This window comes from Methanoculleus nereidis, assembly GCF_032944295.1.
GTDB lineage: Archaea > Halobacteriota > Methanomicrobia > Methanomicrobiales > Methanoculleaceae > Methanoculleus > Methanoculleus nereidis.
The window spans coordinates 47,293-64,809 of record NZ_JABFFQ010000003.1 but is presented as its reverse complement, the minus strand read 5'-3'; the positions used below and the strand labels follow the sequence as shown (position 1 = coordinate 64,809).

The 17,517-nt window shown below is 60.4% G+C and carries 18 protein-coding genes; 10 read left to right on the top strand and 8 right to left on the bottom strand.

Annotated elements, in window-relative coordinates; all coding sequences use genetic code 11:
- Window positions 1–19: 19 nt before the first annotated feature.
- From HL657_RS05805 to HL657_RS05790, 4 genes are all read left to right on the top strand, one after another.
- A complete protein-coding gene (locus HL657_RS05805) occupies window positions 20–1,306 on the top strand; it encodes an ATP-binding protein (RefSeq protein WP_317295883.1) in 1,287 nt (428 codons plus the stop codon).
- A 1-nt stretch (window position 1,307) separates the two neighbouring features.
- Window positions 1,308–2,036, top strand: a complete 729-nt coding sequence (locus HL657_RS05800; protein ID WP_317295882.1) for an MBL fold metallo-hydrolase — start codon at window positions 1,308–1,310, stop codon at window positions 2,034–2,036.
- A 66-nt stretch (window positions 2,037–2,102) separates the two neighbouring features.
- Complete coding sequence (locus HL657_RS05795) at window positions 2,103–2,387, top strand: DNA-directed RNA polymerase subunit L (protein WP_317295881.1); 285 nt, start codon at window positions 2,103–2,105, stop codon at window positions 2,385–2,387.
- 101 nt (window positions 2,388–2,488) lie between these two features.
- Window positions 2,489–3,025, top strand: a complete 537-nt coding sequence (locus HL657_RS05790; protein ID WP_317296017.1) for a class I SAM-dependent methyltransferase — start codon at window positions 2,489–2,491, stop codon at window positions 3,023–3,025.
- Here the strand turns inward: HL657_RS05790 and HL657_RS05785 are convergent.
- From HL657_RS05785 to ilvC, 3 genes are all read right to left on the bottom strand, one after another.
- Window positions 3,006–3,623, bottom strand: coding sequence for a translation initiation factor IF-2 subunit beta (locus tag HL657_RS05785; RefSeq protein ID WP_317295880.1), 618 nt, complete (start codon window positions 3,621–3,623; stop codon window positions 3,006–3,008). The two genes, HL657_RS05790 and HL657_RS05785, sit on opposite strands and share 20 nt — an antisense overlap.
- A gap of 156 nt (window positions 3,624–3,779) precedes the next feature.
- On the bottom strand, window positions 3,780–4,277 hold the full coding sequence (locus tag HL657_RS05780; protein ID WP_317295879.1) for a flavodoxin family protein: 498 nt from the start codon (window positions 4,275–4,277) through the stop codon (window positions 3,780–3,782).
- Window positions 4,278–4,336: 59 nt separating this feature from the next.
- Window positions 4,337–5,326, bottom strand: coding sequence for a ketol-acid reductoisomerase (gene ilvC, locus HL657_RS05775; protein ID WP_317295878.1), 990 nt, complete (start codon window positions 5,324–5,326; stop codon window positions 4,337–4,339).
- A gap of 129 nt (window positions 5,327–5,455) precedes the next feature.
- Here ilvC and mptA point away from each other — a divergent pair, with 129 nt between their 5' ends.
- The 5 genes from mptA (at window position 5,456) to frhB (ending at window position 10,363) form a co-directional block, all read left to right on the top strand.
- Window positions 5,456–6,397, top strand: a complete 942-nt coding sequence (gene mptA / locus HL657_RS05770) for a GTP cyclohydrolase MptA (RefSeq protein ID WP_317295877.1) — start codon at window positions 5,456–5,458, stop codon at window positions 6,395–6,397.
- A gap of 225 nt (window positions 6,398–6,622) precedes the next feature.
- Entirely contained in the window at window positions 6,623–7,990 is a 1,368-nt protein-coding gene (gene frhA / locus HL657_RS05765) for a coenzyme F420 hydrogenase subunit alpha (RefSeq protein ID WP_317295876.1), read from the top strand.
- Window positions 7,991–8,000: 10 nt separating this feature from the next.
- Window positions 8,001–8,561, top strand: coding sequence for a coenzyme F420-reducing hydrogenase, FrhD protein (gene frhD, locus HL657_RS05760; RefSeq protein WP_317295875.1), 561 nt, complete (start codon window positions 8,001–8,003; stop codon window positions 8,559–8,561).
- Between the two features lie 142 nt (window positions 8,562–8,703).
- A complete protein-coding gene (frhG, locus tag HL657_RS05755; RefSeq protein ID WP_317295874.1) occupies window positions 8,704–9,465 on the top strand; it encodes a coenzyme F420 hydrogenase subunit gamma in 762 nt (253 codons plus the stop codon).
- Window positions 9,466–9,475: 10 nt separating this feature from the next.
- Window positions 9,476–10,363: a coenzyme F420 hydrogenase subunit beta gene (gene frhB / locus HL657_RS05750; RefSeq protein ID WP_317295873.1), complete on the top strand. Its 888-nt coding sequence runs from the start codon at window positions 9,476–9,478 to the stop codon at window positions 10,361–10,363.
- A gap of 741 nt (window positions 10,364–11,104) precedes the next feature.
- Here frhB and speD read toward each other — a convergent pair.
- The 4 genes from speD to HL657_RS05730 form a co-directional block, all read right to left on the bottom strand.
- Complete coding sequence (gene speD, locus HL657_RS05745) at window positions 11,105–11,551, bottom strand: S-adenosylmethionine decarboxylase (RefSeq protein WP_317295872.1); 447 nt, start codon at window positions 11,549–11,551, stop codon at window positions 11,105–11,107.
- A 556-nt stretch (window positions 11,552–12,107) separates the two neighbouring features.
- On the bottom strand, window positions 12,108–12,257 hold the full coding sequence (locus HL657_RS05740; RefSeq protein ID WP_317295871.1) for a hypothetical protein: 150 nt from the start codon (window positions 12,255–12,257) through the stop codon (window positions 12,108–12,110).
- On the bottom strand, window positions 12,254–12,841 hold the full coding sequence (locus HL657_RS05735; RefSeq protein WP_317295870.1) for a DNA polymerase ligase N-terminal domain-containing protein: 588 nt from the start codon (window positions 12,839–12,841) through the stop codon (window positions 12,254–12,256). Before HL657_RS05735 ends, HL657_RS05740 begins: the two co-directional genes overlap by 4 nt.
- 41 nt (window positions 12,842–12,882) lie before the next feature.
- The gene (locus HL657_RS05730; RefSeq protein ID WP_317295869.1) at window positions 12,883–15,195 is read right to left on the bottom strand and encodes an ATP-binding protein; all 2,313 of its coding nucleotides are present in this window, start codon (window positions 15,193–15,195) and stop codon (window positions 12,883–12,885) included.
- Window positions 15,196–15,597: 402 nt separating this feature from the next.
- Between HL657_RS05730 and HL657_RS05725 the strand changes: the two genes are divergently transcribed.
- Complete coding sequence (locus HL657_RS05725; protein ID WP_317295868.1) at window positions 15,598–17,037, top strand: sensor histidine kinase; 1,440 nt, start codon at window positions 15,598–15,600, stop codon at window positions 17,035–17,037.
- On the opposite strand, the gene HL657_RS05720 is transcribed toward HL657_RS05725, so the two are convergent.
- On the bottom strand, window positions 17,021–17,503 hold the full coding sequence (locus tag HL657_RS05720; protein WP_317295867.1) for a DUF2124 domain-containing protein: 483 nt from the start codon (window positions 17,501–17,503) through the stop codon (window positions 17,021–17,023). The two genes, HL657_RS05725 and HL657_RS05720, sit on opposite strands and share 17 nt — an antisense overlap.
- Between the last annotated feature and the right edge of the window lie 14 nt (window positions 17,504–17,517).

Genomic DNA, 17,517 nt, shown 5'->3' with positions numbered 1-17,517 from the left:
AATATGTCTGCTCATAGATATGACCGGCGACACAGGTACACGTGACGTCCTCGCCATCATGGAACTCCTGCTCACCGCGGAGATATTCAACCGGAACGAGGAACTCGATATAAATGACCTTCACCCACGCTGCCGGGAGGTCTTCAGCGCAGGGAGCGGTGGGAGCCCCGAGGTCAAGCGTCCCCTGATTGTGAGCGAAGGAGCGATCAAGAAGGTGCTCGGTACCCCAGATGCCGCCTGTCAGGCTGTCCGCCAGAACCCGTTCGTCGGCTACGACGAATTCGGGCAGCGGCTGAGCCTGCCTTCACTCGATGCGGCCGCAACATGGTTCCTCAAGAGAGGGGGGGAGGAAAAGGTCCGGGAGAACCCCGTGCTCGCGTACTTCTTCGAGGGGAAAGACGGCACCGTCGTCCAGTACCAGGACGTCCTGGCGAAGAACCCCCGGTTCGAGGACACGAAGGAGTACATGGAGGCAAAGGTATCCCGGCTCATCGCGGGGAGCGAGGAGATGCGGGAGGCCCGCGACCTCATCATCATCAGCGCGCCGAACGAGGTCGAGTTCTCGCTTGCAAAACTGGTCTGCACCCCGCGCCAGGAAGAGATCATCAAAAAGATCGGTGTCGCCCTCGAGCACCGCGACTTCTTAAAGCAGCATGGCATCTACGAGTTCGGCCGGCTCCTCTTCGTCGGACCGCCGGGGACCGGGAAGACCTCCCTTGCGCTCGCGATGTCGCGGGAGCTGCATATGCCGGTGCTCGAGGTCCGTCTCGCGATGGTCACCTCCCAGTACCTTGGCGAGACCTCAAAGAACATCGACAGGATCTTTGACCTCGCAAAGAAACTCGCCCCCTGCATCCTCTTCATCGACGAGTTCGACTTCGTCGCGAAGACCCGGGTCAGCGACGATCACGGCGCGATGAAGCGGGCAGTGAACATGCTCTTAAAAAACATCGACCAGATCAGTTTCGTCAAGAACGGCGTCCTCCTCATCGGGGCGACGAACCACCCCCGCATCCTCGACGAGGCGGCCTGGCGGCGGTTCGATGAGGTAGTGGAGTTCCCGCTCCCGGACCGCGGGATGCGGGAAGCGATCCTCGAGAAGGTCGCCGCCACGATCGAGTGCAACTGTGACTTCGCGGATCTCGCCGCCCGGACAGAGGGGTTTTCGGGCTCCGATCTGCGGATGATGATGAAAGAGGCGGTAATGTCGGCGCTGATGGAGGACCGGCACCAGATCGACCCGGTGGACATCGAGCAGGGCCTTCTCAGGGTCGAGGAGAGAAACGTTATCCGGACAGGGCGCTGACATGCAGATAACGCTGCTCGGGACCGGGGATGCCATCGGGACGCCGAAGGTGGGGTGCGACTGCGAGAATTGCCGGGCGATGATCGCGGCGGGGAGAGCAAGGCTCCGGACCTCCCTCCTCGTCAAAGTGGGGGAAAAGCACATTCTTATTGAGTCTTCCCCGGACCTCCGGCAACAGCTCCTCCGGGCCTGCTCACCCCACATCGACGCCGTCCTCTGGTCGCACGGCCACTACGACCACTTCATCGGGTTCGGCGAGTTCTACCGGGTGCAGAAGGTGCCCCCGGCATACGCGCCGCCGCCGGTGATGGACTACTGCTCGGGCTACCTCCACTTCCTGCCGTTTGAGAAGCACCCGGTCCCGGTCTACGAGCCCTTCGACCTTTTCGGCGTGACCTTCACGTTCTTCGAGGTGAACCACCCGCCGGTCTATACCTGCGGGCTCCTCTTAGAGCACGATGACGTGACGATCGTCTACACCGCCGACACCCGGGAGGATATCCCGCAGAAGAGCCGGGAACTCCTCGAAAAGACCGATATCGACTTTCTCTTCGTGGACGGCATCGCTCCCGAGGGCTATGCCATCAGCAAGCACATGAACTACGCCGAGGCGGTCCGGTTCGCCCGCGACGTCGGGGCGAAGGATTATAGATGCGTCCACATGAGCCACCTGGTCCCACCGGGGATGCCGCATGCCGGATATGATATGGAGACGTTCTGCTGGGAGTAGGGCGGCGGACTCCTCATCCCGTACAATAACCTATATACCCCTCCCGGAACCAAACATAAGGTGCGTATGGCCATGAAACTCAAACTCCTGGAGCTGACTGACGACAAGGCCCGGATCCTCTTTGAAGGCGGAGGCAACACCTATATCGACGCGCTCGCCACCGAACTCATCCGCGATCCGCAGGTGGACGTCGCGCAGCGCAAGCAGGCATTCCGGTTCACCGACCCCGAACTGGTCGTCACCACGGTCGGCGGCAGGTCACCTATTCTTGCAGTTACGGACGCGGCAAAGCGGCTCTCCGGCTACGCCGGCGAACTCCTCCAGCAGATAGAGAGCCTCGAGACCGCGTAATCGCCATGAAAAAGAGCGCCGAAGGCTTCGCCCGGATTGCCCGGGAGGTCTTTGCTCCCATCTACCCCATCATTGCAGAGCAGGCACTCGCGTGATCGGGGATACGGGACGGGATCGCGCTCGACATAGGAAGCGGCCCCGGCCTCCTCTCCGTAGCGCTTGCTGACAAGAGCAAACTCTTCATCATCGCGCTCGACGCCGACCCGGCCATGTCCCGGATTGCCAAAACGACCGCTGCCGGGAGTGCGGGCCGGGTGGTCCCGATCACCGGGGACGTCCACTGCATGCCGATCCGCGACGGCACCGTCTCGCTCATCGTCAGCCGGGGCTCGATTTACTTCTGGGAAGACCGGGCGCGGGCGTTTCAAGAGATCGAACGAGTGCTCCGGCCCGGCGGCTTCGCCTTCGTCGGCGGCAGTTTCGGGACCCCCGCACTCCGGGATGAGATATTCACCGAGATGCGGCGGCGCAACCCCAACTGGGACAGCGACGTCGCCCGGTGGAGCAAGCGGGCGACCCCGGACGTGTTCCGCCGGGAACTCGCCGCGAGCGGTGTCGCCCGGGCTCGTATCAGGGAAGAAGAAGAGGGGATGTGGGTGGAGATCAAAAAAGACGCGATCAGTCAACACGCTCGGTGAAGATGATCGTCCCGGCGATCCGGGTGATCTTTATCTTCACCGTCTGACCCGGTTTTGCATTCGCAACATACATCGTATATCGGTCGATCTTCACCACACCGTCGCCGCGCTTCGAGAGGAACTGCGGGGTGACGTCCATGATAGCGCCCTCTGTCGGTTTCGAGGCTGCAGAGGGGTCCGCTACCGCCTTTCGCTTCCTTACCGGTCGGTGGCCGCCGCATGCGTCGCACCGTAGCGTCAGGACACGTTCGGTCTTAACGAGGCGAGTATCGGGCTTTCCGCACTCCGAACAGATGACGTAGTCATCGACGTAGCTCTTGATGATCGTGTTGATCTGCTCCTGCTCGAATTTCCCGGAGAAGACGGCCCGTGTCCCTTCGATCTTGCCGGCGGTGCCGAGTTCCCCGAGGAGGTGCTTCATCAGGTGGTCCTGGTCGCGCCGGAGGATGCCCGCAATTTCAGCGAAGTTCTCAAGGACCGTGGTCTTCCCTTCAATGAAGGCGCGGGCGACGGGAACCGTGAACCGATCTTCAAACTCCGTCGGCTCCGTGATATTGGTATACGCCTCCTTTAGAAGGTCTTCATATGACGGGGTCATACGGTACTATTGGTCGCGCGACGTCAAAAAGTGAGTACCTCATACGGGCTTGCGCACGCTTATGCAGATGAGCAGCCCGCCGGCCCTGTATCATGTTGCCGGAACAGGATCTCACGCTGCTGCAAAAATTCCCGGACGCCGTTATCCGACGTGCTATTAAACGGCCGTCTCTTCTTTTCTACCGACTGCCCGAACGAGATCGGCCAGGGCATCCACTGCCTCCAGCTTTTTCACGTCCCCCGCCGTGAGCGGGACCGCCCCCCTGACATCGGCACCCCGGTCCGCAAGCATCTTCTCCAGCCGCTCGAGCGTCCCCCTCGGCGCCCCGCGCGAGGTGCAGAAGACGACCGCATCCTTCCCCTCGATGCCCACGAGAGCGTTAATCACGGCGTTGATCGCGGGTGTCGGGTTGCCGGCCCATACGGGGGTTCCGATGACGACGGTGCCGTAGCCGGTGACGTCGATGACGGCCGGCTCTATCTCGTTCTTTTTCCCCTGCGCGGCCCGGGGAGCACCTTTCAGATACATCCCCACCTTCGAGTAGCCCGCAAGGTCCGTTACTTCGATGAGATCGGCGCCGATCGGGGTGGCGACCTGTTCGGCGACGGCGCGGGTAGTGCCGGTTTCCGAGTGATAGATGATGCAAACTGACATACCGGAGAGTACCACCGGCGGGTATAAACGGATACCGGCCGGGAAAAAGGGTGGGAGTGTTACTTCCGGAACTGCGGCATGAATCCGCGAATCTCCTTACCCACCTGCTCGATCAGGTGCTCCTCGTCCGCTCTCGTCAGCGCATTAAAGACCGGGCGGTTCACCATGTTCTCGAGCATCCACTCCTTCGCGAACTCGCCGTTCTGGATCTCCTCGAGGATCTCCTGCATCGCAACGTAGGTCTCGGGCCCGATGACGCGGGGGCCCCGCGTCAGGTCGCCGTACTGGGCTGTGTTGCTGATCGAGTCGCGCATCTTCGTAAACCCGCCCTCATAGATCAGGTCGACGATGAGCTTCGTCTCGTGCAGGACCTCGAGGTAGGCCATCTCGGGCGCATACCCGGCGTCCACCAGGGTCTCGAACCCGGCCTTGATGAGCGAGGTAATCCCGCCGCAGAGGACCGCCTGCTCGCCGAAGAGGTCAGTCTCGGTCTCCTCGGCAAACGTCGTCTCGAGCACCACTGCGCGGGTCGCGCCGATTCCCCGGGCGTAGGCAAGCGCGATAGCGTGCGCCTTCCCGGTAGCATCCTGGTGGATGGCGATGAGGGCCGGGACGCCCTTCCCTTCCTCGTAGGTCCGGCGGACCATGTGGCCGGGACCTTTCGGAGCGACCATGACCACGTCGACGGTGGGCGGGGGGACGATCTGGCCGTAGTGAATATTGAAACCGTGCGAGAACATCAAGCAGGCGTTTTCTCGGATATTGGGACTGATCTCGGCACGGTAGACACCTGCCTGGTTCTCGTCAGGAAGAAGGATCTGGATAATATCTGCGCGCTTGACCGCTTCGGTCACGGAGTAGACCTCAAAACCGTCTTCGGACGCCCGCTGCCAGCTGCTGCCGGGCCGCAGGCCGATGACGACCTGGCAGCCGGAATCACGCAGGTTCAGCGCCTGTCCGCGACCCTGGGAACCATAGCCGATGACGGCGATGGTCTTGCCCTCCAGGGTGCCGGGGTCTGCATCGGACTCGTAGTATTTTTGCACCATAGGTTCTCACTCCCCGTTAGACAGCAAACCTGATAAATATTATATCGAAGAACCCCGGTGGTGCACTGTGGGTCATTTTAAGGTTGATGAAGAGAAAACCTACCTACTATACGCTATTGAGGATTTGTAATGGAACTGCCAGATGTCCAGTCCAGCCTGCCGGAGGTCCGTATCAACCTGACCAGGGTGGGTGTCAAAAACGTCCAAAAACTCGTTGAAGTCGCCCGACCCGGTAAGCGGCCGGTCATATTCATCTCCAAATTCGACGTCTTCGTCGACCTCCCGGGGAGCCTCAAAGGTGCAAACCTCTCCCGGAACTTCGAGGTGATCGATGACGTGCTGCAGCAGGCCATCGACGGGGATGTAAAGGAGATCGAGGAACTCTGCAGCGCGGTGGCGAGGAAACTCCTCGACCGGCACGAGTACGCGGAACGGACCGAGGTCCGGATGCGGAGCCAGTTCATGGTCCGGCGGGAGACGCCGGTCAGCGAGACGAGCTGCCATGAGGTCGTGAACGTCCACGCGAGAGCAGTAGCCCAGCGGAATGAAGGAAACCCCATCATCCGAAAGAGCATCGGCGCCGAAGTGACCGGGATGACCGCCTGCCCCTGTGCCCAGAACATCATGAAGGACCATGCCCTGCATGTCCTCGAGAATCTCGGCATTGAGGAGAATAAGATCGAGGCGTTCTTCGACGAGGTGCCGATGGCCAGTCACAACCAGCGCGGACGGGGTTTCCTCTGCATCGAGATCGACGATGACCAGCACATCAGTCTCGAGAAGATCATCAAGATCCTGAAGGATTCCATGAGTGCGCGGATCTACGAGCTCCTCAAGCGGGGCGACGAGAGTTACGTGGTGATGGAAGCCCACAAGAACCCCCGGTTCGTCGAAGACTGCGTTCGTGAAATGGCCCGCAAAGTGATCGCGCAGTTCCGGGATCTTCCCGGGGACACGGTGGTCACCATAAAGCAGACGAACGAGGAGAGTATCCATCAGCATAACGCGTACGCGGAACGAAAAGCGACGATAGCGGAGCTCATCGCAGAGATGGACGAGGGCACATTATAAACAGAATATTATTCTACAATTTTTATAGATAGTTAACACATTTTGACATTCTTTGTTACGTTTTACGTAAACCGTAACATTTCGAAAAGTTCTTGAGCGAAAGATATAAACTCTGTTTTCTTCATAATCCCTGATGACGTACTCGCGTACGTTTTCAGTACAGAATTGTGTGGTAACACCAGTATAGTGTTCAGAACATCATAATATCGGAATGAGGCGATATATTTGTCGAAAGTTGTAGAGATTTCCCCAACAACGAGACATGAAGGCCATTCAAAGCTCGTTCTGAAGGTCAACGATGACGGCATCGTCGAGCGTGGAGACTGGCTCAGCATCACCCCGGTGAGGGGAGTCGAGAAACTCGCCATCGGCAAGACGATGGAGCAGGTTCCAAAGATTGCATCGCGCGTCTGCGGCATCTGTCCCATCGCGCATACCCTGGCGGGTGTCGAGGCGATGGAGGCATCCATCGGGTGCGAGATCCCCGAGGACGCAAAACTCCTGCGTTACATCCTGCAGTGTGCCAACAGGATGCACAGCCACGCTATCCACAACATCCTGTCCCTCCCGGACATGTACCTTCCCGGAACCGACGTAAAGATCAACCCCTTCACCAAGGAAGAACCGGTCAGGAGCGTTGCTCTCCGGATCCAGCGGCTCCGTGAGATCGGCCAGACCATCGGCGAGATCGTCGGCGGAGAGGCAATCCACCCGAGCAACCCCCGCGTCGGCGGTATGTACAAGAACATCACCCCGCGGGCAAAGGCGAAGATCTACGATCTCGCGAAGGAAGCCCGGGTGCTCACTCAGGAGCACATGGAGTTCATGATCGCGGTCTTCCGGGACTTCCAGACACGCGGCACCACCGAAGTCGGCGGCGTCGAAGTCCAGATCCCCGACGACCTCGGGTACCACAGGCAGGGCTACATGGCCACAGCACCGGTCTACGGCAGCTCGAGCCTTGATGCGAACCCGGCCTGGTTCCCCGAGCGGTTCACCGAAGTCCGCCCCTGGGACTGGTACATGGGTGAGGTCGAGATCAGCGAGGCCGACCCGAACTACCCGATCGGCGGCACGACCCCTGTCGGGAACAAGGCGTGGCCCCAGATGGAGGCCTGCACCGGCGTCCCGCTCTACGACGGCCAGCCCGTCGAGGTCGGACCGCGTGCACGCCTGGTCCAGTTCAAGAACTACGACGAGAAGGGCGCCATGGGCCTGCAGATCGCACGCCAGATGGAATTCCCCGAGACCGCTTACGGCATCATCGACGCGCTCGACGCGCTCGACACCTCCGGATCGGTCCTCGCGGACGAGATCCCGCAGGGTGACGGATCCTTCGGATGGGCCGCAAACGAGGCTCCCCGTGGAACCGACGTCCACATGGCCAAGGTCAAGGACGGCCGGGTGGAGTACTTCGGGATGCTCGTCCCGACGACCTGGAACTTCCCCACCTGCAGCCGTGCACTGACCGGTGCACCCTGGCGGCTTGCGGAAGTCATCATGCGTGCATACGACCCCTGTGTCTCCTGTGCGACGCACATGCTGGTGATCGACGAAGACAAGAGACTGGTGGCCCAGAAACTCATTCAGTGAGCGTACACGCATGCTATTCCGTGAGATCGTGATCGCAGGGTGCGGCAACCCCCTCTTCGGAGATGACGGGTTCGGCCCTGCAGTCGTCGAAGAACTCCAGAAGTTACAACTGCCCGACAACGTCAAGGTGGTCGATGCCGGCCTTGGCGCCCCTCATTTCCTCTTTACACTGATGGAGGATGCGGAGGTGCCGGTGAAGAAGCTCGTCATCATCGATATCGCCGACTTCGGCGCCAACCCCGGTGATGTGACGAAGCTCCGGCCCGAAGACCTGCCGCCGGGCGCCTACCGGGATGCCCATTCATGGGACCTTTCCGAGCCGCTACAGCGATTGAAAGATGTCATCGATATCACGATCATCGGGTGCCAACCCAAGCGTGTCGCGAGCCATGAGTTTGAACTGGGGCTCACTGAGGAGGTTGAAAGGGCCATTCCCAAAACAGTGCGTATTGTACTGGAAGAGATTGGGGTAGAATATGGGGCTGCTATCAACCATCAAGGAACGCATCTTTGGGCGTCGCCGGGAGAAACCACCGGAGATGCCGGGGAGAACCCCGGAGAGCAGGCCTGAGGCGGAGCCGGCGGCAACCCGGCCGCAGACCGAGCCTGAGGTAAAACCTGCGGCGAGTCAGTCGCAGACGAAACCCGCGGTGAAGCCCTCTGATGTGATTGTAGAAGAAAAGGTGGAAGTTGTACAAAAGGAGGAAAAGCCTGTGGCAGAAAAGATTTCGATAGGTGAATTACATCTGAGCGGATGTACGGGATGCCTCGTTACCCTTGCGGATAACTACGAGGGTCTCTTCAAGCTGCTCGATGATTACGCGGATCTGGTCTACGCATTGACCCTGGTCGACGTGCGCCATGTCCCCGAGATGGACGTGTGCCTGGTCGAGGGTTCGTGCTGTCTGAACGACAAGATCTCGGTAGAGGAACTGAAAGAAGCAAGGGCGAAGTCGAAGGTGCTCGTCGCCTACGGCGCCTGCGCGGCCTACGGCAACATTACGCGGTTCTGCCGGGGCGGCCAGTGGAACCAGCCCGGTCACGAAGCGTTCGTGCCGATCAGCGAGGTCGTCGATGTTGACCTCTACATCCCGTCCTGTCCCCCGTGCCCGCAGCAAGTCAGGAACGTCGCCGTCATGGCCTACCTGCTGCTTCGGGGCAACGACGAACAGAAGAACCTCGCGACCGCCTACCTGACGCCGCTGATGCAGCTTGCACAGCGCGGCAACGAGGCCTGTGGCTGCGACCTGATGTATGATGTCATCAACCAGGGACTCTGCATGGGATGCGGGACCTGCGCCGGCACCTGCCCGGTCCACGCCATCACCATGGAGTACGGCAAGCCGAACGTGAACCGTGACCTCTGTATCAAGTGCGGCGCCTGCTACGCGCAGTGCCCCAGGAGCTGGTTCAACTTCGACGTCATGAACAACTATGAGGGCATCATGGATGCCATCAAGGGAGCCATGCAGTGAGGTGAGAAAGATGGACGTACTCGGTAACTACAAGTCCGTAATCTCGGCGCGCTCGACCGACAAGGACATCACAAAGAAGTCCCAGGACGGCGGCATCATCACGACGCTCTTCGCGTATGCGCTCGAAGAGGGTATCATCGACGGTGCCATTGTCGCAGGGCCGAGCGACGAGCCCTGGAAGCCGGAGCCCGTGGTCGTGACCACGAAGGCCGAACTTCTGGCCGCTGCCGGAACGCGCTACACCATCAGCCCGAACCTCAACCTGATCAAAGAGGCGACCCGCAGCTACGGTCTCGACCGCGTCGGTATCGTCGGCACGCCCTGCCAGATGCAGGCCGTCCGGAAGGCTCAGCTCTACCCGATCGGCATGCGCGACGTCGACGACAAGATCGCCCTCGCGCTCGGCATCTTCTGCATGGAGAACCTCTCCTACCAGGCGCTCGAGGCAATCGTCGAAGACCACTGCAACCAGAAGATGGAGTCCGTCAAGAAGATGGACATCGGCAAGGGTAAGTTCACGGTCTACACCGAACGCGGTGCAGTCAGCCAGATGCCCCTGAAACTGATCCACAAGTACGTGCAGCCCGGCTGCAACGTCTGCCTGGACTATGTCGCGAACCTCGCTGACATCTCCAGCGGATCCGTGGGAAGCCCCGACGGCTGGAGCACGGTCTTCGTGCGGAGCATGAAGGGTAACGCGGTCTGGGACGGCGCGATCGCCGCCGATCTCTTCGAGACCAAGCCGATGGACCAGGTCAAGCCCGGCCTCGACCTCGTGAAGAAGCTCGCAACCGAGAAGATCACGAAGAACCAGAAGAACGTGGACGCTCGTAAGACGTTCGGGCTCAAGGCGGACGGAACCGCCAAGGGTCTCCGGAACCCCTACGAGTCCCCCTGAAATACTCTTTTTTTCGGTCGGTTTGGCCTCCCCTCAATCGAATAGCTCCGTTGACTGAGTTTTACCGGGTTTATGTGAAACCGTCGTCGTTCGTACCGAACGCACATAATCTGAACCATGCACCAGTCTTTCCGATGAGTGAAGGGTCAGGATTTGTGCTGTATCTTCGAGACAACCAATAGCCGTTCAACCTCAGCCAAGTTGCCCAAGTCGTCACTGATTGGGCATATCACCATGCAGTGGACCGTGGGGATATCGCCACGCACTGCCCCCGCCCCTTGGGGCGGGGAAAGACGCGCCGCTAGGAACGACTGTCCGAAGGATAGGAGTTCGAGAAACCCAAAGGGTTTCGAGGAGCGGAGTTTAAGGCACCGTAGGTGCGAATGAGGAGGCCGGGCAGGGTGCGACGGACGGGACGTCCGGAGCTTGAGAAGACCGGAGGTCTTCGAGTGGGGTTTTCAGACATCGCTATATGGTGGAGACAGGGGGGGAATGCTCCCCCTCCCCGTCAGCCCCTCCCCAAATGGCGATATCCCCACGGAATCCGTGCAACAGGGTCTTACAAAATAGACTCGTCTGGACAGCAGGACAGACCCGGAAGTCCGGGCTGAACCCGAAAAAATCGAGGGTGGGGGGCCGCCCCCCGCCGCTGGTTCTCACCATCAGGCTGGCAGGAGATGGCAGCGGCTCTCTGCTATCGTACGTTACTGTGGAAGCGTTTGCCGGGTGTCGTGTTCGTATTCAGTCCCTGAACAGTACCTGGTAGGTTACCGACTCTGCTCCAAAAAAGTCCTTGCAAAACTCTGCTGCCCTCGAAGGTTCGTATTCCTTGCAGCTGAAGATGTCGAGGTAGGCGGCGTTGGTCTCGTTCGCGAAGTGGCCGGAGACCAGCGATGTCTCGATGAGCTGGGTCATGGAGAATCCTGCGACCCTCTCACAGGGGCCGAAGTGGACGATCTGCGGTTCGCCGAACCTCTTCATGTCGATAAGGTCGCACAGTTCTACGATGAACCGGTGAATCTTCTCTGCGTCCCTGATCGATGCCGGGTCACATCCTTTCAAGTCCACGCTCGTGTACAGTCCCCAACAACCACGCTGCTTGAACTGTGCAACGATCTCTGCGTCATTTACTGTCTCTGCCATAACGTTGCTTGCTGCAACGTTGTTTGTCATTACTTTACTAGCCATGATCTCACCTTCGGGAGGATCTGCGATCGATTGATCCCTGTAAATTTTGATAGTTCTGATTTTAAACTTATCCATAATACTAACGGAAAATAACGCGTATTTCCCGGTTACGCCAGAGCAATCCCTGCCTATCAAAAATTCTAGGGCAGATAAATGACAGATCTTGAAATTGGTGACTTTACACAGACCATTTACTTTTTAGTGTGAATTTTAATGCAGCATATCACACCACGTGTGAACAATTCAGAATGCCGGCTCTTTTCCGCGGCCACTGCTCCGAGGGTTCGCAGGCAATCGGGGCTATTAAAATGAACTCTTTTTTTAGTACCGTTTTGAGGATCGCTTTCTGTAGCGAAAAACCATTAAGTCCGGGTTTGAAAATATTCGCTCCCGCACCAGTCAGTACTTCGACCGAAAGGTAGACGGGCAACGACTACCAGACTCCCTCCCGGGGTCGGGAGGCCCTGCATCTCCACCACCCAACGCGCACCCCCGGCACCTGTCCCGCCCCCAACACAGGGCGCCGGGACGGGACCCGCCGCAGGGGGGAGCACCCTCACCGGAGCACCGGGGGATGGCGGTGCGCACGCCGGACGTGGGCATGGAGGGTTTCGAGCGTGGGGTACTGCCTGCCGCAGACCGGGCAGATGAACTCGCCCATCTCCACAACATCGGGGGGCCTTCTCCGCGGGGGCTCGCCCGTCATTCACCCTCCGCTATCTCCTCAAGCGTCCGCCCTGAGATAACCGACCGGGGCTCCGCCACGACCGGGTTTCTATCGGGATCGGCCTCGGCATCGTCCATCTTCACGAGAAGCCAGGCCTCGCCCTTCCCGGTCCTGAAGCGAGTCAGGGCATACCCGCCACGGACCTTCTCCCCCTCGAGCCAGAAGGATACGTGCCCCCTCCTCACAGCCTCGGCAACCCCGATCTCGCGCCCCTCCTTCTCTGTAAGGTTCCGGTAGGTTCCCCGGTCCCAGGCGAGGACCGTCCCCGCCCCGTAACTCCCTTCCGGAATGACACCCTCAAAGTCGGCGTAGTCGAGCGGATGATCCTCCGTCGGCACGGCGAGGCGCTTCTCCTTCGGATTCGCGGACGGCCCCTTCGGGACCGCCCAGGACTTCAGCACGCCGTCGGCTTCCAGGCGAAAGTCGTAGTGGAGCGTGGTCGCACGGTGCTTCTGGATGACGAAGATGGGGCGGGATGCCGCCGCCCGCCCCCCCGGCGGCTCCGGAGTCCGGGCGAAGTCTCTCTTCTCGCGATACTCATCGAGCGTATCCGGCCCTGCCATACCAGAACTCCGGCGCTGCCGGGAGATAAGAGTTTTCCCGGTCAGGGATTCCGACCGGACGCCGGGACGATCCTGACGTTCATCTTCTCCGAACCGATGATCAGGATGCCCTCCCCCGGCTGGAAGTTGAGGAGATCTTTTTCACTCACCTCAAAGAACTTGGCGTTCTCCTGAGCCTGTTTCTTGTTCTCGGACCGCATGCAGAACTTTACGGCGATGTTTGCGAGGATCTCTTCGTTGAAGTGGGCGATCAGCTGCGACGCAAGGATCAGCGAGACCCCGAACTTCCGCATCTCGGTCGCGTACTTGTTTAAGACCGCCTTGATCGACGTCTTTGAGCCGCTCTTCTGGCTCACCAGGAGTTTCGCCTCGTCGACGATCACAAAGAGCCGGAACTTCGCCCGCTCGTCCTCCGACCCGCGCGGGATCTCACCCGTCGCCTGGAGGGTGTAGTAGATCCGCCGGAGGAAGAGATCCGCAAAGAGGTAGCGCAGGTTCTCCGGGAGGGCATTTAAGTTGATGTGGGTGATGCCGCCGGAGAGTATCGTGGGGAGGGAGATCTTCTCCTCCCCCGAGAAGAGTTTGTAGTCGAAGATGTCCTCAAGGTAGGCCGGGATCGCCTCGTCCTCACAGTTCATGATCTCACCCTCGATGGCATCGAAGTCGAGCACCCGCGTCCAGGTCTCGGTCTTCCCTGTGATTCCTGACATCCGGTAGCAGTCCTTGATGATATTCTTGATCTTCCGGCGCTGCTGGATGCCGAGCGTCGGGAAGTTGATCGAGATGGCGTCGACGAAGTCCGAGGTCGCCCGGAGCGGGGTGATCTCGTCGATGGAAGGATCGAGTTCCAGCGGGTTGAAGTAGTACTGCCCGCCCTCGCGGATCTTGTAGGACCGGATATCCCCGTCGCTCGCGGCCATGTCCCCGTGGAAGTCGATGAGGACGACCGGCATCGCCTGTGCTGCAAGCTCCGAGGCGATACACCGGATCGTCTCGGTCTTGCCGGCGCCCGAGCCGCCGAGGATGATCATGTGGCCGTTGTTGAGCTGGCCGGGCGACCAGTTGACCCGCTGCCCGTCCTGCGCATGCCCGAGGAAGATATCGAGGCCGTCGGAACGGACGGGTGCCGGTTCCGGGGCGGGCCGGATTACGGGGGCCGGAGGGGGTGTGACGAAACGGCGGAGCGCGGGCGGCGGCGGGAGCGGGGACGGCTCTTCCCTCTCCTCTTCTCCTTCCTCCTCTTCCGTTACGTCGGCGAAGAAGGTCTCGTCCCATCCGATCTCCTCCTCTTCGGCCGGAGGCACGGGAGTCGGGGCGGGGGCTGGCTCTTCGCGGAGAGGGGGGAGAGGCTCCGCCGCCGGGGCCGGCCGGTCGATGACGATCTTTTCGGCAACCTCGCTCATCAGCACCCGTCCAAGATCCCGGAGGCGCGCGTCATAGAGATTCCGGTCCTTGACGATGAATCGGGCGAGGTCAATCCCGTCCTCCTCGCGCACCCCCTCAAGGACGTAGATCGCATCGGCGAGCTCCGTAAGCACCCTCGAGAGTTCGCGGCGATGGGCCGGCGATGCCCGGATACGGTCGTAGTCCTCGCCGCAGGCAAGGTAGCGCAGAACAGTGAACGTCGAGTAGAACGACTCAAGGAGCATATCGTAGTGCTCCCGGACAGTCGGATCGATCCGCTCGAGCATTCCCTTCAGGATGTATGCAAACTCCGGTGGGAAGGTGTAGACGACACCGTCGGCCCTGGAACCGTCGAGGTCGTAGGCGTGGGCGAGGACCGCGCACCCGGCGGCCCTGAGCCGGGCGGCGAACCGCTCACATTCGAGGAAGAGACCCGGACTGTTGTTGAGAAGAAAACTGACAAACGTCTCTTCGGTGCGGGGGAGCGCGGACGGGAAGGTCTTGTTGACAAACGACCCCTTCACAGTCCCCGCGAGAAGGGCCGGGACGACCTCGTGGATCTCGCAGGCCAATCCCGGAATATCGAGTGCCTGAAGCCGCGCCTCCATCAGCGGCCGGGCGATGGCCTCTCCGGCAGAGGTTGCCCGGATCACCGTCGTGCCGTGCCAGGAGGCCGACTCGATGAGGCTGACCTGCGCAAGGGCAAAGAGCGGTCCTGAGGTATAGGCGTAACAGCTCTGTTCGACCACGCCCACTCCCTCTCCCCGGGATGACGCGCTGTTCTGGGCGATGTATATGTAGAGGAGCGTCTCGACGATGTCGCGGACCTCCTGCGGGCGGAAGTCCCGCAGGTATTCGGTGACGGCGGGAGAAAACGAACCCACCAGGGTCGGGATCCCGGCATCTGCATAGCCCATCGCTTTGAGTACTTCGGTAAGGTCTGTCGACACGGGTTCACCAGCGGATGCGTTTTGTGGCGCCACCTGCCCGGGAGAACCCGGCGCCACGGTACGCTGCACGGTACCGCTTCACGCGATGCAGGCCTGCAGGCAGCCGCTCCGGTGAAGCAGACGGTTGAAGTAGTTTTGCTCTATGATCTATTAAATATAGGCTGTTTGTAGAAAATCAGGCGCATCCGGCAGAATTCTCCCGTTTTTGGGCATCCTTGCGATCCCTTCTCGCCTGCAGGGTGCCGATGTCGTGCCCGGCCGACACACGCCTTCCTGCCAACCCCAAGATCGTTCCCCTCGCGCGAAACCACCGGAGAATCAGTCTGAATCCACAGATAATATCCATGCTGACATTTTTATATGATGGAAATTATATATATCGGTAGTCGAGGCGGGCACCCCGTGACTACCCTTACCGAATACCAGCGAGTGACCATCGTCATAGCACTCCTCGCAATATCGGTCTTCCTGACCTACTACTTCCACACCGTCCTGATGCTTGGGACCGTCTTTTCGCACTTCTTCTACATTCCGATCATCCTGACCGCGCTCTGGTGGGAGAAGCGGAGCATCCTGGTCGCCATCTTCCTCGGCGGGCTTGTCGTCGTCAGCAGTTTCCTTTATCGGCCCGACATCCTGACGCTGAACGATTACGGGCGCGCACTGATGTTCGTCGTCATCGCCTTCGTCGTCGCCTCCCTCTCCGAACAGCTCAAACGGCGTGAGCAGGAAGTGAAGAAACAGAGGGACCTCGTGCAACGCTACCTTGACGTGGCGGCTGTCCTTCTTGTTGTCATCGACGCCAACCACACCATCCGGCTCATCAACCGCCGCGGCTGCGAGTTGCTCGGCTACCGTGAGGAAGAACTGATCGGGAAGGACTGGTTTGCAACCGTCGTCCCCGAAGCATCCCGCAAGACGCGACGGCAGGATTTCGATGCCGCGATCGCCAACAACGCCGCCTTCCCCGGCCGGCGGGAGAGCCCGGTCGTCACGCGGAGCGGGGACGAACTGATCCTCGCATGGCAGGATACCGTGCTTACCGGCGACGACGGTCAGCCGGGCGCGGTGATCGGTTCGGGAGCCGACATCACCGACCGTATAATGGCTGAGGAAGCGTTGCGGGCGGCGCACGACGAGGCGAACCTCTACCTGGACATCATGGCGCACGACATCAACAATGCCAACGCCGTCAGCCTCGGCTACGCGGACCTTCTGGTCGATATGCTGGAGGGAAAGGAGAGGGAGATGATCCGGAAACTCAGGGGCGGCATCAGCCGCAGCATTGAGATCATCCAGAACGTCTCGACGATCCGGCGGTTGCATTCCCATGAGACGACGGCAAAACCCGTCGATCTCGATGCCATCATCAGGGCCGAGATCGCCCATCATCCCGATGCGAGAATTGTCTATGACGGAAAGCCGGTCGGGGTTATGGCCGACGACCTCCTCTCCGAGGTCTTCGCAAACCTCATCGGCAACAGCATTAAGTTCGGGGATCCCGGAGTCGAGATCAGTGTCCGTGTCAAGAAAGGCGATGAGACGGTCAGGGTCTCGGTCGAGGATACCGGGCCGGGGGTGCCCGATGCGGTCAAACCCATCCTCTTCACGCGCTTCGCACGGGGCACGAGCAGCCGAAGCGGGAAAGGGCTCGGCCTCTACATCACCCGCACCCTGATCGAGCGCTACGGCGGTCGGGTGTGGGTCGAGGACCGGGTGCCCGGCCGTCCGGAGGAGGGAGCGGCGTTCCGGTTCACCCTCTTCCGGTCCAACCGGGCGCGGGAACCGCCGGCCCCGTCTGCACCGGCGGCGCCCGACCGGTTGATTATTGCCAGACCTTGACCGGATCGATGGCGGCGTCGATGATGAGATCGAAGTCGAAGGTATCGAGCCAGCCCATCTTCTCAAACATCTGCATGAAGCAGATGCCGACGACCTTCGCGCCGGGGTGAGCGGCGACGGCCGCCTGCACCGCTTCTTTCTCGACCGGGACGCCCGGCATCGAAAGCCCGCCCATCAGGATGATCACCTTCGGGTCGACGCTGACCGCATCATCGGAGACCTGCATCCCGACACCCTTGACCGGGCGGATCGCCTTTGCAGCCGCCTCGTCCGCGTAGGGGACATAGACCTGCTCGAGGGGCAGATCACGGATGGCGAACCCCAGGAGTTCGATGAAGGGGGTGCAGGTGCCGGGACAGCCGTAATAGACGACCTGGTCGCCCTCGTTGAGTCCTGCCTCGCGGAGGTACGCCTTGAACGGCCGGAGCATCCCGGGAACGCCGGTAAGTTGCTCTTTTAATTCCATGAAGGTCTGGTCGT

Coding starts and splice junctions, on each gene's coding strand:
- HL657_RS05805 (WP_317295883.1), top strand. CDS start 20: ATGACCGGCGACACAGGTACACGTGACGTCCTCGCCATCATGGAACTC.
- HL657_RS05800 (WP_317295882.1), top strand. CDS start 1,308: ATGCAGATAACGCTGCTCGGGACCGGGGATGCCATCGGGACGCCGAAG.
- HL657_RS05795 (WP_317295881.1), top strand. CDS start 2,103: ATGGCCATGAAACTCAAACTCCTGGAGCTGACTGACGACAAGGCCCGG.
- HL657_RS05785 (WP_317295880.1), bottom strand. CDS start 3,623: ATGACCCCGTCATATGAAGACCTTCTAAAGGAGGCGTATACCAATATC.
- HL657_RS05780 (WP_317295879.1), bottom strand. CDS start 4,277: ATGTCAGTTTGCATCATCTATCACTCGGAAACCGGCACTACCCGCGCC.
- ilvC (WP_317295878.1), bottom strand. CDS start 5,326: ATGGTGCAAAAATACTACGAGTCCGATGCAGACCCCGGCACCCTGGAG.
- mptA (WP_317295877.1), top strand. CDS start 5,456: ATGGAACTGCCAGATGTCCAGTCCAGCCTGCCGGAGGTCCGTATCAAC.
- frhD (WP_317295875.1), top strand. CDS start 8,001: ATGCTATTCCGTGAGATCGTGATCGCAGGGTGCGGCAACCCCCTCTTC.
- frhB (WP_317295873.1), top strand. CDS start 9,476: ATGGACGTACTCGGTAACTACAAGTCCGTAATCTCGGCGCGCTCGACC.
- speD (WP_317295872.1), bottom strand. CDS start 11,551: ATGGCTAGTAAAGTAATGACAAACAACGTTGCAGCAAGCAACGTTATG.
- HL657_RS05740 (WP_317295871.1), bottom strand. CDS start 12,257: ATGACGGGCGAGCCCCCGCGGAGAAGGCCCCCCGATGTTGTGGAGATG.
- HL657_RS05735 (WP_317295870.1), bottom strand. CDS start 12,841: ATGGCAGGGCCGGATACGCTCGATGAGTATCGCGAGAAGAGAGACTTC.
- HL657_RS05720 (WP_317295867.1), bottom strand. CDS start 17,503: ATGGAATTAAAAGAGCAACTTACCGGCGTTCCCGGGATGCTCCGGCCG.